Genomic DNA, 18,458 nt, shown 5'->3' on the forward strand with positions numbered 1-18,458 from the left:
CCGTCAGGTGCTCCGACGCGCCAGCTCGTCGAAGCCGCGGGCGACGACCTCGGCGTAGACGTGCATGCCGGCGATGTCCGGGTGGACGCGGTCGGTCTGCAGGTCCTGCGGGCGCTCGCTGATGGTTTCCGACCAGCGGCCGACGACGGCGTTGGGGTAGTCCGCGACCACGTCCTCGATGATCTGGTTGGAGGGGTCGGTGAAGGAGGCCTGCACGAAGAGGTTCATCACCACGATGTTGCGCTCGGCGCCCAGGCTGTCCAGGGCCGCCCTCAGCCCGGCCTCGTCGACGCCGGCGTTGGTGCCCAGGTGGAGCACCACGTTGTCCCGGATCGCGCCCTGCGCGAGCCCGGTGGCCAGCACCTCCTCGGCCTGCCCCCACTGACGGTTCGACTGGGCCAGGAAGTTGAGGCCGTCGAAGCGGTGGGCCAGACCGTCGGCGCTGGTCACGACCAGCGAGTCGCCGATCGCGGTGAGCTCCGAGCCGGCCGGGACCAGCAGGCCGTCCTCGTCGGCGGTGAAGGTCGCGCCGTTGACTGAGGTCCCTTCCCCCGCCGGCTCACCCGCCGATGCGTCGTCCTGCCCGCCCTCGTCGTCGTTGGCGTCGTCGTGGGCGTCGGCGTCGGTGTCCTCGGTGGTGCTCCCGCCGGAGGCGTCCTCACCGGCCGCCTCGCCACCGTCCGCGTCACCACCGGTCGCACCCTCAGCCCCGGCGGCGTCGCCGGCCGGCGCCTCGCGGTCGGTCGCCGCGGCCTCCCCGGCGATCCCGAGCTCTGCGCCCAGACCGGCGGAGTCGGCGCTGCCCGCGACGGCCGGGCCGCCCAGCAGTCCGCCGTCGGTGAGGCGCGACTCCGTCTCCTCGATCTGCCGCTGGGTCGCCGACTTCTCCGGCGCGGTGGCGATGGCCACCGCGGTGCCGACGAGCAGAAGGGCCAGGCCGGCAGCCACCAGCCGGGGCAGCCGGCTGACCTGCCACGGGGTGGTCACCCAGGCGACGAGCCTGCGGACGCTGGCCCGCATGCCGTGGCGGCGCACCGGCCGCTCGACCAGGCGCAGGGACAGCTCGGACAGGACGAGGGTGGCGAGCAGTGCGCCGAGCAGGACGGCATACCCGCGCGTGGTCCCGTCGGTGTAGGGCACCAGGGCCCCCGCGATGACGAGGACGGGCCAGTGCCAGAGGTAGATGCCGTAGGAGCGCTCGCCGATCCAGGTGAGCGGCGTCAGGGACATCACCCGGCGCCACGGGGAGGGCGCCTCCAGCAGGCCGGCGATGAGCACGAGCGTGGCCACCGTCGCCAGCGCGATGCCACCGCGGAAGGTGAACGCCGAGGTGAAGGTCGTCCACCGCATCAGCGCCACCAGGACGACGAGCGCGGCGAGGACCGCGAGGCCGCGCCAGCGGCGCCAGGCAGCGGTGCGCAGGCCTGCCCGCAGCTCGGGGTCGGCCCAGGCGAGGGCGAGGGCGGCCCCGGCCATGACGCCCATCAGGTGGGTGTCGGTGCCGTAGTAGACGCGGGTGGCGTCCTGGCCAGGGGTAGAGAGGACGGCCATCAGCACGGTCGAGGCCAGGGCCAGGCCGGCGGCCGTCCAGACCCGCTGGCGGGTGGTCCGGGTCAGCGCCAGCGCCACCACCAGGACCAGCGGCCAGAAGAGGTAGAACTGCTCCTCGACGGCCAGGCTCCAGAAGTTGACGAAGAGGATGGGGCTGGTGCTGTGGAAGTAGCTGGCCCCCGCCGCGATCTCCAGCCAGTTGCTGGTGAAGGTGAGTGCCCCGAGGGTCTGGCGGCCGATCCCGACGAGCAGGTCGCCACCGACCAGGCGGGCGACCGAGACGCTGGTGACGACGACCAGGACCAGGGCGGGGAGGAGCCGGCGGGCGCGTCGGCGCCAGAAGCTCAGCAGGGCGACGCGGCCCTGGGAGTCGATCTCGCGCAGCAGCAGGGTGGTGATGAGGAAGCCGCTGACGACGAAGAAGACGTCGACGCCGAGGAAGCCGCCCGGCAGGGTCGCCGGCAGGAAGTGGAAGAGGAGCACCGCGACGACGGCGATGGCGCGCAGGCCGTCGAGGCCGGGGATGTGGCCGGGGCGGGGGTTGACCCCGCGTGGGCCACGGCCACCCCTGCGGGGTCCGGTGCGGCGCGGCGTGGGCTCGAGCAGGGTGGCGCCGTGCGGGCCGCCCTGCACCCGTAGGTCGGGGCTGCGGTGCACGACGCGGCGCGGCTTCGGGTCGACGTAGGCGCGCGGGGCGTGGGGGGTCGACCGGGGGGTCGACGGATGCACAGGGTCACGTGCAGGCACGGACATCCGCCGACCCACCTCCTTTGTTGCTGTCCACGGGAGGGTTCATCGGCAGCCTAGGACGGCGGTCCCGCCGCTCCGGGGACGCGCGCGGTGTGTCGCCCCTGAACCGTGGCGCACTCCTTCGTGCGGGCAACGCGGTGAGGGCAGTGTGAGGCCGGGTGCGGGCCGGGTGAGGGCTGTGGCGTGGTCGGAGCATGCGCAAGGCGCCGCTCCCCGGTGGGAGCGGCGCCCTGTGCGAACGCGGGCCTGAGCCTCAGGCGCGGGGGGTGTCGGGCTCCTCGCCGTCCTTCGCCGTGTCCCGGGCCACGGGCTGGTCGGACTGGGCACGAGCCGCCTCGATCTCCTCGACCGGGGACTCACCCTCGCCCTGCTCCTCGACGGGCGCGCCCTCGTCGCGGGCCAGCTCGTCGATCTCGTCCGTCGCGAGCATCTCGACGTGGCCGTCGGTGCCGGCGCCGGAGGTGGTGCCTCCGCTGCTCGTGCCGCTGGTGCTGGCACCGGCCGCGATCTCGGAGTCGGTGAGGTGGGCGTCGGCGAGGGGCGCCGTGGCGGTGATGCCGGTGCCGGTCGCCGCGGCACCGGGGGCGCCGGGGACCTCGCTCGTCGGCGCCGTGGAGGCCCACGGGTCGGTGCCCGGGTCGACCGTGGCGGGCTGGGCCCAGGGGTCGGTCGCCGGCGCCTTGCTCTGCTGGGCCATCCAGTAGGCGACGCCCGCACCTGCGGCGGCCAGCAGGCCGAGGGTGATCAGCAGCCCGCCCTTGCGCTTCTTCTTCTGCTTCTTGGGGGCAGCGACGTCCTGCGTGGACATGGCCTTGGACATCGCCTTGTCCTTGCCCGCCTGCGCCTCACCGAGCATCGCCTGCAGCTTCGGCAGCAGCTCCTCGTTGATGACGTCGCGCAGCTGGTCCACACGCGGGCCCACGGCGGCCACGCTCTCCTGGGCGCGGGGGACGGCGGTCTCGAGCCCCTGGTCCAGGCCGAGCATCGCGCGGGCCCGGGTCTCGGCGGCCTTGTCCCTGGCGGCCGCCGCCAGTGCGGCGATCAGCGCGGCGCTCGCGCCAGCGGCCTGCCCCGCACCCTGAGCGGTGGAGTGGGCGGCCGTGCCGGCCCTGTCCGCGACGGCATGGGCGACACCACTGCCGCGTTCGCGGAGCACCTCGGCGGCGTGCCCGCCCTGCTCCCGGAGCAGCTCGGCGGCGTGCCCGCCCCGCTCCCGCACCGCGTCGGCGGCCTTCTGGCTCGCCCCGGTGGCCAGGGTCCCGGCGGTCCCGGCGTAGGTGGCCAACTTGCCGCCCGCCTCCTCGCTGCGCCGGTCGAGCTCCTTGCGGCCGTGCCCGGCGGCCTTGGCGCCACGGACGCGGGCCTTCTCCGCAGCCTTGGTCGCGGCCAGCTTGTTCTTCTCGGCCAGCTTCAGCGCCTTGGCCTTGGTCTTGCGCGCGTGCTTGCGACCCTTCTTGTCGTCCTGGGGCGCAGTGACCTCGGCCAGCGAGGCCAGGGCCGCGGCGCTGAGGTTGCGCGCGCCGGTGGCGACGCTGCTGCCTGCCTCCCCTGCGTCTTGTCTGGCCTTGGCGGCCTGTGTGGCTGCACGCTCGGCATCGGTCTTGAAGAACACGGGGAGCCTCCTGTCGTGGGTCTGCTGCCCATCCTGCCTTGTCACAGCCGTCAACTCCACCCGACCCCTGACCCCGTCCCGCACCTCCTACCCGTGGGTATGCCGTGCAAGGCCGCCCGGAGATGCCTGGGTATGCCCGCGCACCGGTCCCGACTGGACCGCCCGCCGACGCGTGCGAGACTGGGGAGCATGAACGTCACGTTGCACACCAACCACGGCGACATCAACCTGGTCCTCTTCCCCCACGCCGCACCCAAGACTGTCGAGAACTTCGTCGGTCTGGCCAAGGGCGAGAAGGAGTACCAGGACGAGGCGGGCCGGACCTCCCCGCAGCCGTTCTACGACGGGCTGACCTTCCACCGGATCATCCCGGGCTTCATGGTCCAGGGTGGCTGCCCCCTCGGCGAGGGCTTCGGCGGTCCCGGCTTCACCTTCGACGACGAGATCAGCCCCGACCACAACTTCAACCAGCCCTACATGCTCGCCATGGCCAACGCCGGCAAGCGTATGGGCAAGGGCACCAACGGCTCGCAGTTCTTCATCACCGTCGAGGCGACCACCTGGCTGCAGGGCAAGCACACGATCTTCGGCGAGGTGGCCGACCAGGGCTCCCGTGACGTCGTCGACGCGATCGCCGCGGTGCCCACCGGCGCGAACGACAAGCCGGTCGAGCCGGTCGTCATCGAGCGCGTCTCCCTCGGCGAGTGATCTCCTCGCCGAGCATGCGGTGACCAGCCCCACCCACGGGCCGCCCGGCGACCAGCCGGACGGCCCGTCCGCCGTCCCCGTCTGTCCCCGCCACCCCGGCGTCGTCAGCTACATCAGCTGTCAGCGCTGCGGCCGGCCGACCTGCCCGGACTGCCAGCGCCCCGCCGCGGTGGGCGTGCAGTGCGTGGACTGCGTCCGCGAGGGCGGTCGCACCGTCCCCACGCCGCAGACCCGGTTCGGGGCACCGGTGCGGGCCGACGACCGCCCGCTGGTCACCTGGACGCTGCTGGGCCTGTGCGTCGCCGTCTTCCTGGGCCAGCTGGCGAACCCGGCCTCCGTCACCGGCACCCTGGCCTTCCGCGGCGTCCTCGCCGGCAGCGAGCCCTGGCGCTTCGTGACCTCGGCGTTCGTGCACTCCCCGAGCAGCTTCCTGCACATCTTGTTCAACATGTACATCCTGTACGCCTTCGGTCCCATGCTCGAGCAGGTCATGGGGAGGGCGAAGTTCCTGGTCACCTACCTGCTCTGCGCCGTCGGCGGCTCGGTGGGCGTGCTGCTGCTGGCCGTCCCTAACCCCGGCTGGTTCGTCTGGGTGGTGGGGGCGTCGGGCGCCATCTTCGGGCTGCTGTTCCTGTATGTGGTGCTGGCGCTGCGCACGGGGTCGGTGCCCGGCTCGCTGCTGCTGATGATCGGGATCAACCTGGCGCTGCCCTTCTTCGTGGACGGCATCGCCTGGCAGGCCCACGTCGGTGGTGCCGTCACCGGTGCCGCCATCGGCGGGTTGCTGACCCTGACCTCCGCTCCGGGGCGTTCGGAGCAGGCCCAGCGCCGTCGGCGGCTGATCTGGCCCGCCCTGGCCGGCGTCGCCGTGCTGCTCGCGGCCCTGGCGGTGTGGCGCATCCTCGCCGTGATGGGCCCGGGCGCGTTCACCCTCGTCTGACGGGGCGCGTTCCGTCGAGTTACATCCGTGTAGTTATCCCCAGGTTGTGGATGACCTGGGGATAACCCGGTCGGCTGTGGACCAGCCCTAGCGCCAGCGGGTGGCCATCACGAAGCCGGCCATGATCAGACCCATCCCGATGCCGAGGTTCCAGTAGCCCCAGGCGCCGACGGGCCAGTTGCCCGAGGTGATGTAGAAGGTCGCCACCCACAGCACGCCGAGGATCATCAGCCCGCACATGACGGGCACGAACCACGAGGGGTTGCTGGGCAGGGACTGCGTCTGGGGACCGGTCTCGGTGGCCGCCCGGGCGCGCTGCCGGGCTCCGTCTCGGCCGCGGGACTTGGGCACGGCGTTCTCCTTCGGCGGGGGTCGTCGGCACTTGAGCGTGCAAGCTTGCAGGCAGGATACGCGGCTAGGGTGGAGACGATGGACACCGACCAGCCGAGCGCCGGCCCGCAGCCCGGGCCCAGCAGCGCCACCCGCCGTGCGAGGAGCCGGGTCGGGGTCACGGTGATCTGCCTGCTGGCGGGCCTGCTCTTCGGCACCAGCGCCTCCCTGGCGCGCGAGGACCCCACCGGGGCCCCGAGCGACCTGCCCGAGCTGATCACCGCCCGGGACGGCCAGGTGCGCGAGCTGACCCGGCAGGCCGAGACGCTGGGCCAGGAGGTGGAGGAGCTGCGCGACGCCCGCGCCAGCAGCCAGACCGGCCAGGTCCTCGGCGCCGCGGACACCATCGCCCCCGCCGTCGGCCTGTCGGCCGTCCGAGGTCCGGCGATCGCGGTGACCCTGGACGACGCGGGCTACACGCAGGACACCCTGCCCGAGGGCTACTCCGTGGACGACGTCGTCGTCCACCAGCAGGACCTGCAGGGCGTGATCAACGCCCTGTGGGCCGGCGGCGCAGAGGCGATCATGGTCCAGGACCAGCGGATCATCGCCACCAGCTCGGTGCAGTGCGTCGGCAACACGCTCTACCTCGAGGGCCGCGTCTACTCCCCGCCCTACACGGTCACCGCGATCGGCGACCCCGAGGCGCTGCACGCCGCGCTCGAGGCCGACCCCGTGGTGCAGACCTACCGGGACTGGTCGTCCGCCGTGGGGCTCGGCTACCAGGTCGATGACCTGGGCGAGACCGAGCTGCCGGCCTTCGTCGGCAGCGTCCGCCCCCAGCACGCGAGGATCCTCCAGACCGACGACGACTGAGTCGGCCACGCGAGCCGGGTCAGGCTCAGGGACGAGGACCGTTGCCCCGTCCGGGCGGGTCGCCACCCTGCCCTGGTGGCGTGCCACCCTGGCCCGGCGGGACACCGCCCTGCCCCGGCGGGACGTTCCCCGGACCCGTGGGGTCGGGGGGAGAGGTCGGCTCCGTCGGCTCCGGGCTGGTCGGGTCCTCGGTGTCGGTCGGGTCGTCCGTGCCCGTCGGGTCGTCGGTGTCGGTGGGGTCCTCGCTGTCGGTCGGATCCTCCGGACCGGTGGGCGTGGGCGTGGCCGTGATCGTCTCGCGGATCGTGGTCGGCGGGGCCGGTGGCACGGGCGGTTCGACCGCCACGGTCAGGGTGATCCGGGTGTCCTGCTCCACGATCTCCCCCGCCTCCACCGACTGGCGCAGCACGGTGCCAGGCTCGACGTCGGCGTTGGGCTCGTCCTCCATCTCGTAGCGCAGGCTCTGCTGGAACAGCGCCAGCACCGCGGCGTCCCGGGTCTCCCCGACGACGTCGGGCACCTCGACCTGGCCCGAGGAGACCGTGAGCACGATCTCCTGGTCGCGGCCGACCTGGTTGCCGGCGGCCGGGGTGGTGTCGATGACCTCGCCCTCGGCCCAGTCCGGGTCGTCCTCCTCCTCGACCTGCTCCCGCACGTTGGTGAACCCGGCGCGCTCGAGCCGGGCCCGGGCCGCCCTCTCCTCCATGCCCTGCACGGGTGGGATCGCCAGCGCGGCCGGCCCGGAGGAGACCACGAGCCGGACATCCGAGCCCTCCGGCGCCTCGCCGGTCAACGGCAGCTGGTCGATGACCGTCCCCGCCGGCTGCTCGTCCTCCTCGAACCGTGCCTCGGGAACCACGAAGCCCAGGCCCACGAGCTGGGTCCGCGCGGCCGCCTCGGTGCTGCCGACGGTGGAGGGCACCGCCACCATCGGCGGGCCGTCGTCGCCACCGGGACCGAGCACGAGGTAGAGCACCCAGGCCAGGCCGGCGACGGCCAGCAGCGACATCGCCCCGAGGAGCAGCACCGCGCCGGGGTGGCGACGCTCCCGGACGGGCAGCTCGTCGGTGCGCTCGTAGCGGTCGTCGTCGTGGGAGGCCCCGCCCGTGCCCATCCCCGCCAGCGGATCGCCATACCGACCCCGGTCCCCCTGGGACTGGGACCGGGCCACCGGCTGGGTGGCGTGCGCGACCGCGGCCGCCCCGACACCCCCCGTCACTGCGCCGCCGGCACCGCCGGTCGCCGCCAGGACCGACTGCAGCGAGGCGGTCGCCGCCTCGGAGACCGGCTCCCCGGCGCGGAAGGCGTTGAGGTCGGCCCGGAAGTCGTCCGCGTCCTGGTAGCGGTCCTCGGGCCGCTTCTCCAGGGCGTGCACGGTGATCGCGTCCAGCTCCTCGGGGACCGGTCGGTGCGTGCTGGGCACCTTGGGTGCCTCGCCGAGGTGCTGGTAGACGAGCGAGACCGGGTCGCCCTGGAACGGTGTCCGGCCCGCGAGCAGCTCGTAGAGCAGGCAGCCCACGGAGTAGAGGTCGGATCGGCCGTCGACGTCCAGGCCCTGGGCCTGCTCGGGGGACAGGTAGCGGGCCGTGCCCATGACGGCCTGGGTCTGGGTCATCGTGGCGGCGGTGTCGGCCAGCGCCCGGGCGATGCCGAAGTCCATCACCTTCACCGCGCCGGCCTCGGTCACCATGACGTTGGCGGGCTTGATGTCGCGGTGGACGAGCCCGCGCTCGTGGGCGTAGTGCATCGCGGAGAGCACGGTCGCGGTGATCCGGGACGCCTCCTCGGGGTCCAGGCTCTGCTTGTCGTTGAGCACCTCGCGCAGGGTCTTGCCCTCGATGTACTCCATGACGATGTAGGGCACGTGCAGCTCGGCCCCGCCCGACTCCTCGACGATCTCCTCCCCGGAGTCGAAGACGGCGACGATGCTGGGGTGGGACAGGCCGGCGGCGGCCTGGGCCTCGCGCCGGAAGCGGGACAGGAAGGAGGAGTCGCGGGCCAGGTCGGTGCGCAGGATCTTGATCGCGACGGTCCGGCCCAGGCGCAGGTCATGACCGAGGTGGACGTCGGCCATCCCGCCGCGGCCGACCAGCTCACCGATCTCGTAGCGGCCGCCGAGCAGGCGAGGGTCCTGCTGCGGCGGCGTGGGCGTCGCCTCGGTGGGCTCGTCGCTCATCGGTCCACTCCTGCCTGCAGCATGGCCCGCGCCACCGGCGCGGCGACCACTCCACCGGTCTCCCCGGTCCAGTTGTCGGTTGCCGACTCGACGATCACGGCGACCGCGATCTGGGGGTCATCGGCCGGCGCGAACCCGGTGAACCAGGCGTGCGCACCACCCTGCGCGCCGTACTCCGCGGTGCCCGTCTTGCCGGCCACCTCCACGCCCGGGACCTGGGCCAGCTGGCCCGAGCCGCGCTGCACGACCATCGTCATCATCTCCGTCAGCTCCTGCGCGGTCGACTGCGAGACCGCCCGGGACAGGGTGCGGGGGCTGGTCTGGTCGACCACCTCCAGGTCGGCCCCCCGCAGCGTCTCGATGAGGTATGGCGTCATCACGACCCCGTCGTTGGCGATCCCCGCCGCCATCATCGCCACCTGCAGGGGGGTGACGCGCACGTCGTGCTGACCGATGCCGGTCAGGGCCAGCTGGGGCTCGTCCAGCTCGGCGGGGTAGGTGGAAGGGGTCACCGGCAGCGGCACCTCCAGCGCCTGCCCGAAGCCGAAGTCCTCGGCCTGCTCACGCAGGGCGTCGGCGCCCAGCTCCCCCGCCAGCCAGGCGAAGGAGGTGTTGCAGGAGACCTGGATGGAGACGGCCAGCGTGGGCCGGCCCTCCGGGTCGCAGGCGGCGCCCTGGAAGTTGGGCAGGTCGGTGCTGGTGCCCGGCAGCGTGTAGGTGAGCGGCCCCTCGAGCTCGGTGTCCGGCTCGAAGTCACCGCTCTCCAGCGCGGCCGCCGCGGTCACCAGCTTGAAGACCGACCCGGGCGGGTAGAGGTCGCCACCGATGGCCCGGTTGACCAACGGGCGCTCGGGGTCCGCCGCAAGTTGCTCGTAGGCCTGCTCGACGGCGGTGAGGTTGTGGCTGGACAGTGCGTTCGGGTCGTAGGCCGGCCGGCTCACCATGGCCAGGATCGCGCCGGTGCGAGGGTCGAGCGCGACGGCGGCGCCGCGCCGGTCGCCCAGGGCGTCGACGGCGGCCTGCTGCACCGCCGGGTCGATGGTCAGCTCCAGGTTGGTGCCCGTGGCCGGTCGTCCGGTGAGCACGTCGGCGAGGCGCTGGTAGAAGAGGCTGTCGTCGGTCCCCGCGAGCAGGCTGTTGGTGGTGCGCTCCAGCCCGGCCCCGGCCCCGTAGATGAAGGAGTAGTAGCCGGTGATGTGGGCATAGCGGTTGGGGCTGTCGTAGACCCGCAGCCAGCGCAGCTCGTCGTTGGTGGGCTCGGACCGGGCCACGGCGGTGCCGTCGACGAGGATGGCGCCCCGGTCGCGGCTGTAGGTGTCTATCAGCGTGCGCCGGTTGTCGGCCCGTTCGCGCAGGTCGTCGGCCTGCACGAACTGGATCCAGGTGCTGGCCATGAGCAGTGCGGTGAACATCACGAAGATGACCACGGCCAGCCGGCGGATGGGGGTGTTCACCGGCCCACCTCCTGCTCGGTCGTGCGCGTCTGCCGGCTCTCGTTCTGGCGGCTCTCGTTCTGGCGGCGTTCGGACACGGGGCGGCGGGCGTGGTCGCTGATGCGCAGCAGCAGCGCGACGATGATCCAGTTGGCCAGCAGCGAGGAGCCGCCCGCGGACAGGAACGGCGTGGTGAGACCGGTGAGCGGGATGACCCGGGTGATGCCGCCGACGATGACGAAGATCTGCAGGGCCACGGTGAAGGACAGCCCCACGGCCAGCAGCTTGCCGAAGCCCTCACGGGCGCCGATCGCGGTGCGCAGCCCCCGCTCCACGAGCAGGGCGTAGAGCAGGAGGATCGCGAACAGACCGACCAGGCCGAGCTCCTCCCCGAAGCTGCCGATGATGTAGTCGCTGTTGGCGAAGTAGGTCAGGTAGGGATAGCCCTCGCCCAGGCCGGTGCCGAAGATGCCGCCGTGGGCCAGGCCCATGAGCCCCTTGGCCACCTGGTCGGACTGGCCGGCGGCGAACGGGTCCAGCCAGAGCGTCACCCGGCTCTGCACGTGGGTGAACAGCTGCCAGGCCAGCAGGGCCCCGCCCAGGAAGAGGGACAGCCCGATGACGATCCAGCTGGTGCGCTCGGTCGCCACGTAGAGCATGGCGACGAAGAGGCCGAAGTAGAGCAGGGAGGCGCCCAGGTCGCGCTGCAGGACGAGGATGAGCATCGACAGCAGCCAGGCCACCAGGATCGGGCCGAGGTCGCGGCCGCGGGGCAGCTGCAGGCCCAGGACCCGCCGACCCACGAGCGAGAGGGCGTCGCGGGTGCTGACCAGGTAGCCGGCGAAGAAGATCGCCAGCCCGATCTTGGCCACCTCACCGGGCTGGAAGCTGAACGGGCCGACCCGGATCCACAGCCGGGCGCCGTACTCCTCGACCCCCAGCCCGGGGACCATCGGCAGCAGCAGGAGGAGGAAGGCGGCGGCCATCGCGATGTAGGTGTAGCGGCGCAGGACCCGGTGGTCCCGGACCAGGATGAGGACGGCGGCGGCGATCACGACGGACAGGCCGGTCCAGATCAGCTGGCGGTCGGCGACCCCGGAGGTCCCGCCGGGGGCGCTGACGAGGTCGATGCGGTGGATCATCACCAGCCCCAGCCCGTTGAGCAGGGTGGCGATGGGCAGCATCAGCGGATCGGCATACCGGGCCCGCCAGCGCAGGACGAGGTGCAGGGTCAGGGCGAGGCCGCCGAAGCCGGCGACGTGCCACCAGGCGTGCTCGGGCAGACGGCCGACGGCGGCCAGGTTGACGTTGGCGTAGGCCAGGGCGACGATCCCGACCGCGAGCAGGATCAGCAGCAGCTCGATGGTGCGCCCGCTGCGCACCCGCATCTGGGTGATGGTGGAAGGGCTGGGGAAGGCGCTCACGGGCAGTCCTCCGGCCAGACGACGGCGACGGTGGTGGGGCGGGTCGCGCCGGTGGGGGCACCGGTGGGGGCCGGCGTGCCGGCTGCCCCGCCCAGGGTGCCGGCGCCGAGGCCAAGACGGTCCAGGAGGGCCTCGGTCAGTGGCCCGGACGCCAGCTCCTCGCGGCCCTCCTCGACGCTGGCCACCGTCACGGCCTCCACGTCGGCGGGGACGGCGGTGGTGGTGCTCCCGTCGGGAAGCAGGACCAGCGGCGTGCACCCCTGCGCACCGGGCCGCCCGTCGGCGCGGGTCGGTTCCGGACCGGTGAGGAGGTCACGCAGGTCGGCGACGATGCGGTCGGCCCCGGCGCGGTCGTCCGCGGACAGGGTGCGGCGGACCTGGTCGCGGTAGTAGGCGGGCAGGGCGTCGACGGCGACGTCGGACTCCTCCTCGACGGTGGACAGCGGGATCGGGCCCAGGTCCTGGGACAGCCCGCGGAAGATCGCCACCTGCCCGTCCTGCTCGCCCACGTAGTACTGCTGCTGGCTCCAGGTCCACCCGCCCCAGACCGCGACCGCGAGGACCGCGACGACGGACAGGGCCACGAGCGAGCCGCGCAGGACGCGGGCCAGCCGGCTGGTCTGCTCCTCGGCCAGCACCGGCGGCTCGACGGCGGCGGGCACCCCGCTGGCCTCGCGGCTCAGCTCGGCCGCCTTCTCGGCGGGCGTCAGCGCGGAGACGCGTTGCACGCCGCGGCGCTCGCTGGCGGCGCCGACCACCTGCGGCTTGGTGGTGCCGTCGCCCGCGGGGACGGCCTCGGCCACGATGACCGTGACGTTGTCACGGGTGGAGGCCCGCAGCGCCGTCTGGATCAGGCTCTCCGCGATCTCCCCGGGCGTGCGGTCGGCCTCGCCCAGGATCTCCGCGACGGTGTCCGTGGAGACGTAGTCGGTCAGGCCGTCGCTGCAGATCATCAGCCGGTCGCCGCGGTGCAGCTCGCGCAGGGACAGGTCGGGCTGGTCCTCGGGCCGTCCGGTGAGGACGCGGGTGACCAGGGAGCGCTGCGGATGGTGCAGCGCCTCGTCGGCGTTGATGCGCTCCTCGTCCAGCAGCTGCTGGACGAAGGAGTGGTCCTTGGTGATCTGGGTCAGCCGGCCGCCGCGCAGCAGGTAGGCGCGCGAGTCGCCGATGTTGGCGACCGCGAGCTTGGTGCCGGCGCGCATCATCGCGATGCAGGTGGTGCCCATCCCGTCGGAGTCCGGGTAGACCTCCATCACGTCCGCGAGCCGGCTGTTGGCCTCCTCGATCGCCCGCTCCAGGATGTCCAGGGAGTCGTCGGCGCCGTGTGCCTCGCCGTCGAGGTGGACCAGCTCGCCGACGACCAACGAGGAGGCGACGTCGCCGGCCGCGTGCCCGCCCATGCCGTCGCAGAGCACCAGCAGCTCAGGACCGGCGTAGGCCGAGTCCTCGTTGCGGGACTTGCTGCCCAGCCCCACATTGCTGCGGGCGGCGTATCGGAGGGCGACGGGCATGGGTCAGCGGCGCAGCTCGAGGACGGTCTGGCCGATCCGGATCTGGGCGCCCGGGTCCAGGCGGGCCCCCGTGCCGATCTCCTCGCCGTCCACCACGGTGCCGTTGGTGGAGCCCAGGTCGTCGGCATACCAGGCGTCGGCCCCCGGGTAGATGCGCAGGTGCCGGCCGGAGGCGTAGTCGTCGGTGAGGACCAGGGAGCACTCGGGGTTGCGGCCGATGAGCACACCGGACTCGTGCAGCGGCACCGAGGTGCCGCGCAGCCGACCCTCCGTCACCACCAGGTGCGTCGGCGAGTGGCGGCGCTGGCGGGTCTCCGCCCTGGACTCGCGCGGGCGGGCGGGGCCGGCGTTGCGGGACAGCACGCGGGTGCCGTAGAGGTCACCGCGCAGCGCGCCCACGACGGAGAAGACGAAGGCCCAGAGCAGGACGACGACACCCAGGCGCAGGAGGTTGAGGGTGAGCTCCCCCATCAGGTCTCCAGCTCGACGGTCAGGTGCGTGCGACCCAGGGTGATGCGGTCACCGCGGTGCAGCTCCTCGCTGCCGACCTGCTCGCCGTTGAGGTAGGTGCCGTTGGTGGAGCCCAGGTCGCGCAGGATCACCTGCAGGTGCGGACCGTCGTGGGTGATGCGGATCTCGGCGTGGCGACGGGAGGCACCCGGGTCGTCGATGACGATCGTGCAGCTCTCGTCCCGGCCGATCGTCGACACGGCGCCTTTGAGCGGGACCCGGCGCCCGTCGACCTCCAGGGCCACCGGCGAGTGGCCGCTGGGTGCCGGGCGGCGGGGCCGCTGCACGGGCGCCTCGGTGGTCTGGGCGGGACGACGGTATGCGGCCTCGGCCTCCGCAGGCCTCTCGGCGCGGTCGGCGCTCCCTGCCACCTGCTGCTCGCGCTCGCGTCGGGGGGCGGGCCGCTCCCGGGGCTCCGGTGCATCGCCGCGCCGGCCGTCCTTGGCGACGGGCCGGACCCGGAAGATGCCGGTCTCCAGGTCGTCACCGGAGATGAGGCGCACCTCGAACGGGCCCGGTGAGACGTAGCGCTGGGCGTCGGCGTGGTCCTCGGCGGCGGCGACGAGCTCGTCGGTGAGGGCCCGGTCGTAGGAGGAGAGCCGCTCGTAGTCGGTGTCGGCCAGCTCGATGGTGAAGACGTTGGGGACCATGGTGCGGCCGGGCCCGAGGACGGCGGCGCGGTCGTCCATCGACTTGCGCATGGCAGAGGCGATCTCGACGGGCTGCACCTCGGCCTTGAAGATCCGCGCGAAGGGTTGCTTGACGGCACGCTCGAGCCGACGTTCGAGCTTGTCGAAGACTCCCACGGCCGTTCCTCCTGTGCTGGTGGCAACCGGCAGGACGTCACTCCTGCCCCATGGATCGTACTGTCCGGGACTGGCAGAAGGCTGGACCTTCCGGTTCCGCGCGAGGGCCGGACCTGGGGGCGATCGGGGATTTCGGGGGCGGACCGGCGCCGTGCTAATGTCGTACGGCACTCGCGCGAGTGGCGGAATAGGCAGACGCGCACGGTTCAGGTCCGTGTGTCCGAAAGGACGTGGGGGTTCAACTCCCCCCTCGCGCACGTAGCGGTCGCAGGCGAAGGTCCCGGTCAGAGCACTCTGACCGGGACCTTTCCGCTTCCCCGACGGCGACGCCGCCGTCGGCCGGCTCAGGCCGGGGCTGAGGCGGCCAGGAAGTCGTCGATCTGGTTGATCGAGGAGGTCGCGCCCTCCTCGACGCCCATCGCTAGCACCTGCTCGAGCCCTTCGGCGGTGGCGTACACGGAGGTGAACACCACGCGGGTGCCGCCGTCGACGGCCTCGAAGGAGTAGGTGTTCTCCGAGACCGGCATGTCCGCCAGCGGCCGCAGGTCCGCGTCGGCGAAGCCGTCGTGGAAGCGGAAGCTGTGCGGCTCGTCCACCTCGGTGATCTCCCACCAGCCACCGAAGCGATGTCCCTCCGGGCTGGTCATGTAGTAGGTCATCCGCCCGCCGGGGGTGAGGTCGTGGTCGACGAAGGTGGCCGGGAACTGCGGCGGCCCCCAGACCTGCTCCAGCTGGCGTGGGTCGGCATACAGGGCCCAGATCCGCTCGGGCGGGGCCGCGAACTGGGCGGTGATGGTGATGGTGCGGGTGTCGATGTCCTTGGTGACGTCGATGACAGGCATGTCAGTTCTCCTCCAGGAGTGCGTCGATGCGGTCGATGCGACCGCGCCAGATGTCCTCGAGCTCGGCGAGCATCGAGACGACGGAGCGGACGGCCTGCACGTCGCCGCTGGCCAGCTGCTGCCGGCCGTCGCGACGCTTGGTGATCAGGCCGGCCCGTTCGAGCACGGCGACGTGCTTCTGCACCGCGGCGAAGCTCATCTCGTAGTTCGCCGCCAGGTCGGAGACCGAGTGCTCACCCGCCAGCACCCGGCGCAGGATGTCGCGCCGCGTGCGGTCGGCCAGCGCCTGGAACATCGCGTCCGCGCGCTGCTCCTCGGTCCCGTCCACGGAGCAAACATACAACCAGTTGGTTGTATGTTGTCAAGTGCCGGGGACAGTGGGGGGCTCACCCCGGGCAGGTGTCCCCCGCCGGGCTGCCCGCCAGCCGCTGCGTCGTCCACGTCAGCAGCTCCTCCATGGCCGGCGAGTCGGCTGCGACGAGCGAGAGGTGGTCCCGGCCGGGGTAGGTCCGGTAGTCGACCTCCTGCCCCTCGGCGCAGCGACCGGTCACGTAGGCCTCCTGCGCGGCGGGGGTGATGAGAGTGTCTGCCTCGCCCTGCGCCACCAGCAGTGGTGCCTCGACGCGCCCCGTCGGCACGTTCTGCTCCAGCCGTGCGCCGAACGGTCCCGTGGTGGGGTCCCGGTCCCAGATCGGCCGGTCGAGGAGCAGCGACTGACCCAGCGAGACGAGCACGCCGCGGTCGGGCAGGCAGCGCTGCGCCATCTCGCGTGCCAGCAGCTGCGCGCCTGGACGCACATAGTCCTCGTAGCGGACCTCCGGGTAGACGGAGGTGTACGCCTGCACCACGTAGACGGCGAACAGCGCCCCCACGGGCGACTGCTCGATCACCTGGACCAGCGCCTGGAGGTTGCTGGCGGGCGCCAGGGCTGCGACGCCGTCGATCGACAGCTCGGGCGCGTAGTCGGGGGCCAGGATCCCGGTCCACAGCGCCGCGTGGCCACCCTGCGAGTGTCCCCAGACGACCGTGGTGTCGGCCAGGACGGGGCCCTCCAGCTGCTGCGCCGCCCGCACCGAGTCCAGCACCGACCGGCCCTCGCCCTGGCCGATGACGTACGGGTGCGGGCCCTCGGTGCCCAGGCCGACGTAGTCGGTCGCGACCACGGTCCATCCGCGCTCGAGCATCTCCTCCAGGACGAAGAGCGCGCCCGCCTCGAACGGCTCGTCGAGCAACGACGGTGCACACCCCGGTGCCCAGCCGGTGGTGCCGTGCGCCCAGGCGATGACGGGGCTCGCACCGGGCTGCTCCCGTCCGGTCACGACCAACCCGCTCGCCACCGCCGGTATGCCGTCCTCCCGGGTGGTCGTGTAGAGGATCCGCCACGCGGACGCCCCGTCCGGCACGCCGGTGACGAAGGGCTCGGCGGCCAGGAGCTGTCCCGGCTGCGCCGGGACCTCCTCGGGCGCTGAGTAGAAGGCGTCCGGTCGCGGGTGACCCAGCTGGACCAGCACCCCGACGACGGCGAGCGCCATGGCTCCGGTGACGGCGAGGACGGCGCGCGTGAGCCGCCGGTGCGGTGAGGTGGGGCGCGGTCTCCCGGGGCGATGGCTGCGGTGGGTGCGGTGGGTGTTCTTGGCGCCGCGCACCAGGTGCAGGCCGAGCAGCACGAGCCGCAGGCCGAACGCGACCGCGACGACGAGCAGCGCCACGTCCCGCCAGGCCAGGGCCAGGATCCCGACCACGGTGAGCGCCAGGCCGGTCAGGGCGGCGGCCCAGCGGTCCTCGCCGGTGGAGCGGAGTCCCTCGACCATGCCCAGCACGCCGTCGACGACGAGCGCCGCCGCCACCACGAGGGTGAGCACCCCCAGCCCGAGGCCCGGCCAGAGCAGGAGGCTCAGGGCGGCGAGCAGCTGCACCAGGCCGTGCAGCGGTCCCCAGGGACGGTGACCGCGGGCAAGCTCACCGAGACCCGAGAGGAGCAGGCCACCCACCAGGAGGATCACCAGGGCAGCCAGGGAGCGGAAGGGCCGTACGGCCAGGACCAGCCCGAGGAGCACCAGGGCCGCCCCGAGCACCGTCACCAGCCATCGAGGGACCCGTCCGGTCAGACCACCCGCACCGGCCAGCACCTGCCGCGCCATGCGGGCACTCTAGACCCCGGTGTTAGAGCTGCGCGGGACCGCCCGGGGTGGCCCCGTCGGTGCCGTCGCCGGCCGCGGCGCGGGCCTCCGCCTGCTTGGACAGGTTGCGCAGCATGGATCCGGCCAGCAGGTTGAAGGCGGCGAAGCCGGCGATCAGCCAGACGAACCAGCCCGTCTCCCCGGCGGAGAAGCGCATGAACGCGAAGACCGCCAGGATGGCGCCGAGCACGATGTAGAGGATCGACCGGCGGCGCAGCATGGCCGGGTCCATCTGCTGCAGCGCGGCCGCACCGGCGGGGGCGCCTCCCGCCGGACCGACGGCCGTCTCGCCGGCGGTGACGCTCGCCGGCGCGCCGGGGGCGGCGAAGGCGAGGTCGTCGGGGCTCAGCCCCTCCTCCTCGATGAGCCCGTCGAAGGAGCGGCCGGTCTGCGGGTCGTAGGCTTCGTAGCCGGTCTCCGTGGCCACGATCCGCACGGCCCGGCGGACCTGGTCGAGGAAGTGCGCCCGGTCCTCACGCGCCCGCACCGGGAACGACACCGAGGCCGAGCGGTCGTAGAGCTCGACCTGCAGCCCACTCTCCGGCGCGGTGAGCTCACCGAAGACGTCACCGTCGGTCTCCTCCGCGACCCAGACCTCCACCGGTTCGGTGAGGTGCTCGCGCAGCCGCGCCTCGATCCGGCGGAAGGTGGCCACGCCCGCCTCGAGGGCCGCCTCGTCGATCGGTGGGCCGTCCTGCTCGTCGGCAGCGACGACGTCGGCCCAGGTCTGGCCGGGCGTGCGCGGGTAGAGGGCGATGTCGTACGTCATACCCCCATCCTGCCTGGGCCCTGCGCGAACGCCCCAAAGA

At 72.9% G+C, this 18,458-nt stretch carries 16 protein-coding genes and 1 tRNA gene; 4 read left to right on the forward strand and 13 right to left on the reverse strand.

The features are described 5' to 3' along the window. Window positions 1-3: 3 nt before the first annotated feature. Together ESZ52_RS00275 and ESZ52_RS00280 are read right to left on the reverse strand one after the other, a co-directional pair. On the reverse strand, window positions 4-2,280 hold the full coding sequence (locus ESZ52_RS00275; RefSeq protein ID WP_181010082.1) for an acyltransferase family protein: 2,277 nt from the start codon (window positions 2,278-2,280) through the stop codon (window positions 4-6). A 274-nt stretch (window positions 2,281-2,554) separates the two neighbouring features. Beyond that, entirely contained in the window at window positions 2,555-3,913 is a 1,359-nt protein-coding gene (locus ESZ52_RS00280; protein WP_131103167.1) for a hypothetical protein, read from the reverse strand. A 189-nt stretch (window positions 3,914-4,102) separates the two neighbouring features. On the opposite strand from ESZ52_RS00280, the gene ESZ52_RS00285 reads away from it, so the two are divergent. After that, a complete protein-coding gene (locus tag ESZ52_RS00285; protein ID WP_131103168.1) occupies window positions 4,103-4,621 on the forward strand; it encodes a peptidylprolyl isomerase in 519 nt (172 codons plus the stop codon). Between the two features lie 19 nt (window positions 4,622-4,640). Continuing rightward, window positions 4,641-5,561 (forward strand): rhomboid family intramembrane serine protease, encoded by a 921-nt coding sequence (locus ESZ52_RS00290; protein ID WP_131103169.1) that lies wholly within the window; start codon window positions 4,641-4,643, stop codon window positions 5,559-5,561. A gap of 87 nt (window positions 5,562-5,648) precedes the next feature. Here ESZ52_RS00290 and ESZ52_RS00295 read toward each other — a convergent pair whose 3' ends face one another. Further along, window positions 5,649-5,912 carry a cell division protein CrgA gene (locus ESZ52_RS00295; RefSeq protein ID WP_131103170.1) on the reverse strand — a complete coding sequence of 88 codons (264 nt, stop codon included), beginning with the start codon at window positions 5,910-5,912 and terminating at the stop codon, window positions 5,649-5,651. 78 nt (window positions 5,913-5,990) lie between these two features. Between ESZ52_RS00295 and ESZ52_RS00300 the strand changes: the two genes are divergently transcribed. Beyond that, window positions 5,991-6,767: a DUF881 domain-containing protein gene (locus ESZ52_RS00300; RefSeq protein ID WP_131103171.1), complete on the forward strand. Its 777-nt coding sequence runs from the start codon at window positions 5,991-5,993 to the stop codon at window positions 6,765-6,767. 25 nt (window positions 6,768-6,792) lie between these two features. Here ESZ52_RS00300 and pknB read toward each other — a convergent pair whose 3' ends face one another. From pknB to ESZ52_RS00330, 6 genes are read right to left on the reverse strand one after another with little or no spacing between them, the layout of a single operon-like run. Beyond that, window positions 6,793-8,943 carry a Stk1 family PASTA domain-containing Ser/Thr kinase gene (gene pknB / locus ESZ52_RS00305; RefSeq protein WP_131103172.1) on the reverse strand — a complete coding sequence of 717 codons (2,151 nt, stop codon included), beginning with the start codon at window positions 8,941-8,943 and terminating at the stop codon, window positions 6,793-6,795. After that, window positions 8,940-10,397, reverse strand: coding sequence for a peptidoglycan D,D-transpeptidase FtsI family protein (locus ESZ52_RS00310; protein WP_131103173.1), 1,458 nt, complete (start codon window positions 10,395-10,397; stop codon window positions 8,940-8,942). The genes pknB and ESZ52_RS00310 overlap by 4 nt, the downstream gene beginning before the upstream one ends. Next, window positions 10,394-11,764: an FtsW/RodA/SpoVE family cell cycle protein gene (locus ESZ52_RS00315; protein ID WP_131106331.1), complete on the reverse strand. Its 1,371-nt coding sequence runs from the start codon at window positions 11,762-11,764 to the stop codon at window positions 10,394-10,396. The genes ESZ52_RS00310 and ESZ52_RS00315 overlap by 4 nt, the downstream gene beginning before the upstream one ends. A 32-nt stretch (window positions 11,765-11,796) precedes the next feature. Beyond that, the gene (locus tag ESZ52_RS00320; protein ID WP_131103174.1) at window positions 11,797-13,311 is read right to left on the reverse strand and encodes a PP2C family protein-serine/threonine phosphatase; all 1,515 of its coding nucleotides are present in this window, start codon (window positions 13,309-13,311) and stop codon (window positions 11,797-11,799) included. A gap of 3 nt (window positions 13,312-13,314) precedes the next feature. Beyond that, window positions 13,315-13,782: an FHA domain-containing protein FhaB/FipA gene (locus tag ESZ52_RS00325; protein WP_131103175.1), complete on the reverse strand. Its 468-nt coding sequence runs from the start codon at window positions 13,780-13,782 to the stop codon at window positions 13,315-13,317. After that, a complete protein-coding gene (locus ESZ52_RS00330) occupies window positions 13,782-14,627 on the reverse strand; it encodes an FHA domain-containing protein (RefSeq protein WP_131103176.1) in 846 nt (281 codons plus the stop codon). Before ESZ52_RS00330 ends, ESZ52_RS00325 begins: the two co-directional genes overlap by 1 nt. 173 nt (window positions 14,628-14,800) lie before the next feature. Between ESZ52_RS00330 and ESZ52_RS00335 the strand changes: the two genes are divergently transcribed. Beyond that, window positions 14,801-14,884 (forward strand) — tRNA-Leu (locus tag ESZ52_RS00335). Window positions 14,885-14,971: 87 nt separating this feature from the next. Here ESZ52_RS00335 and ESZ52_RS00340 read toward each other — a convergent pair. The 4 genes from ESZ52_RS00340 to ESZ52_RS00355 form a co-directional block, all read right to left on the reverse strand. Continuing rightward, complete coding sequence (locus tag ESZ52_RS00340) at window positions 14,972-15,469, reverse strand: SRPBCC family protein (RefSeq protein ID WP_131103177.1); 498 nt, start codon at window positions 15,467-15,469, stop codon at window positions 14,972-14,974. Window position 15,470: 1 nt separating this feature from the next. Continuing rightward, entirely contained in the window at window positions 15,471-15,764 is a 294-nt protein-coding gene (locus ESZ52_RS00345; protein WP_202865441.1) for an ArsR/SmtB family transcription factor, read from the reverse strand. Between the two features lie 91 nt (window positions 15,765-15,855). After that, entirely contained in the window at window positions 15,856-17,610 is a 1,755-nt protein-coding gene (locus ESZ52_RS00350; protein ID WP_131103179.1) for a lipase family protein, read from the reverse strand. A 22-nt stretch (window positions 17,611-17,632) separates the two neighbouring features. Next, complete coding sequence (locus ESZ52_RS00355) at window positions 17,633-18,418, reverse strand: hypothetical protein (RefSeq protein ID WP_131103180.1); 786 nt, start codon at window positions 18,416-18,418, stop codon at window positions 17,633-17,635. Between the last annotated feature and the right edge of the window lie 40 nt (window positions 18,419-18,458).

The sequence above is a fragment of the Ornithinimicrobium sufpigmenti genome (assembly GCF_004322775.1).
Classification (GTDB): domain Bacteria; phylum Actinomycetota; class Actinomycetes; order Actinomycetales; family Dermatophilaceae; genus Ornithinicoccus; species Ornithinicoccus sufpigmenti.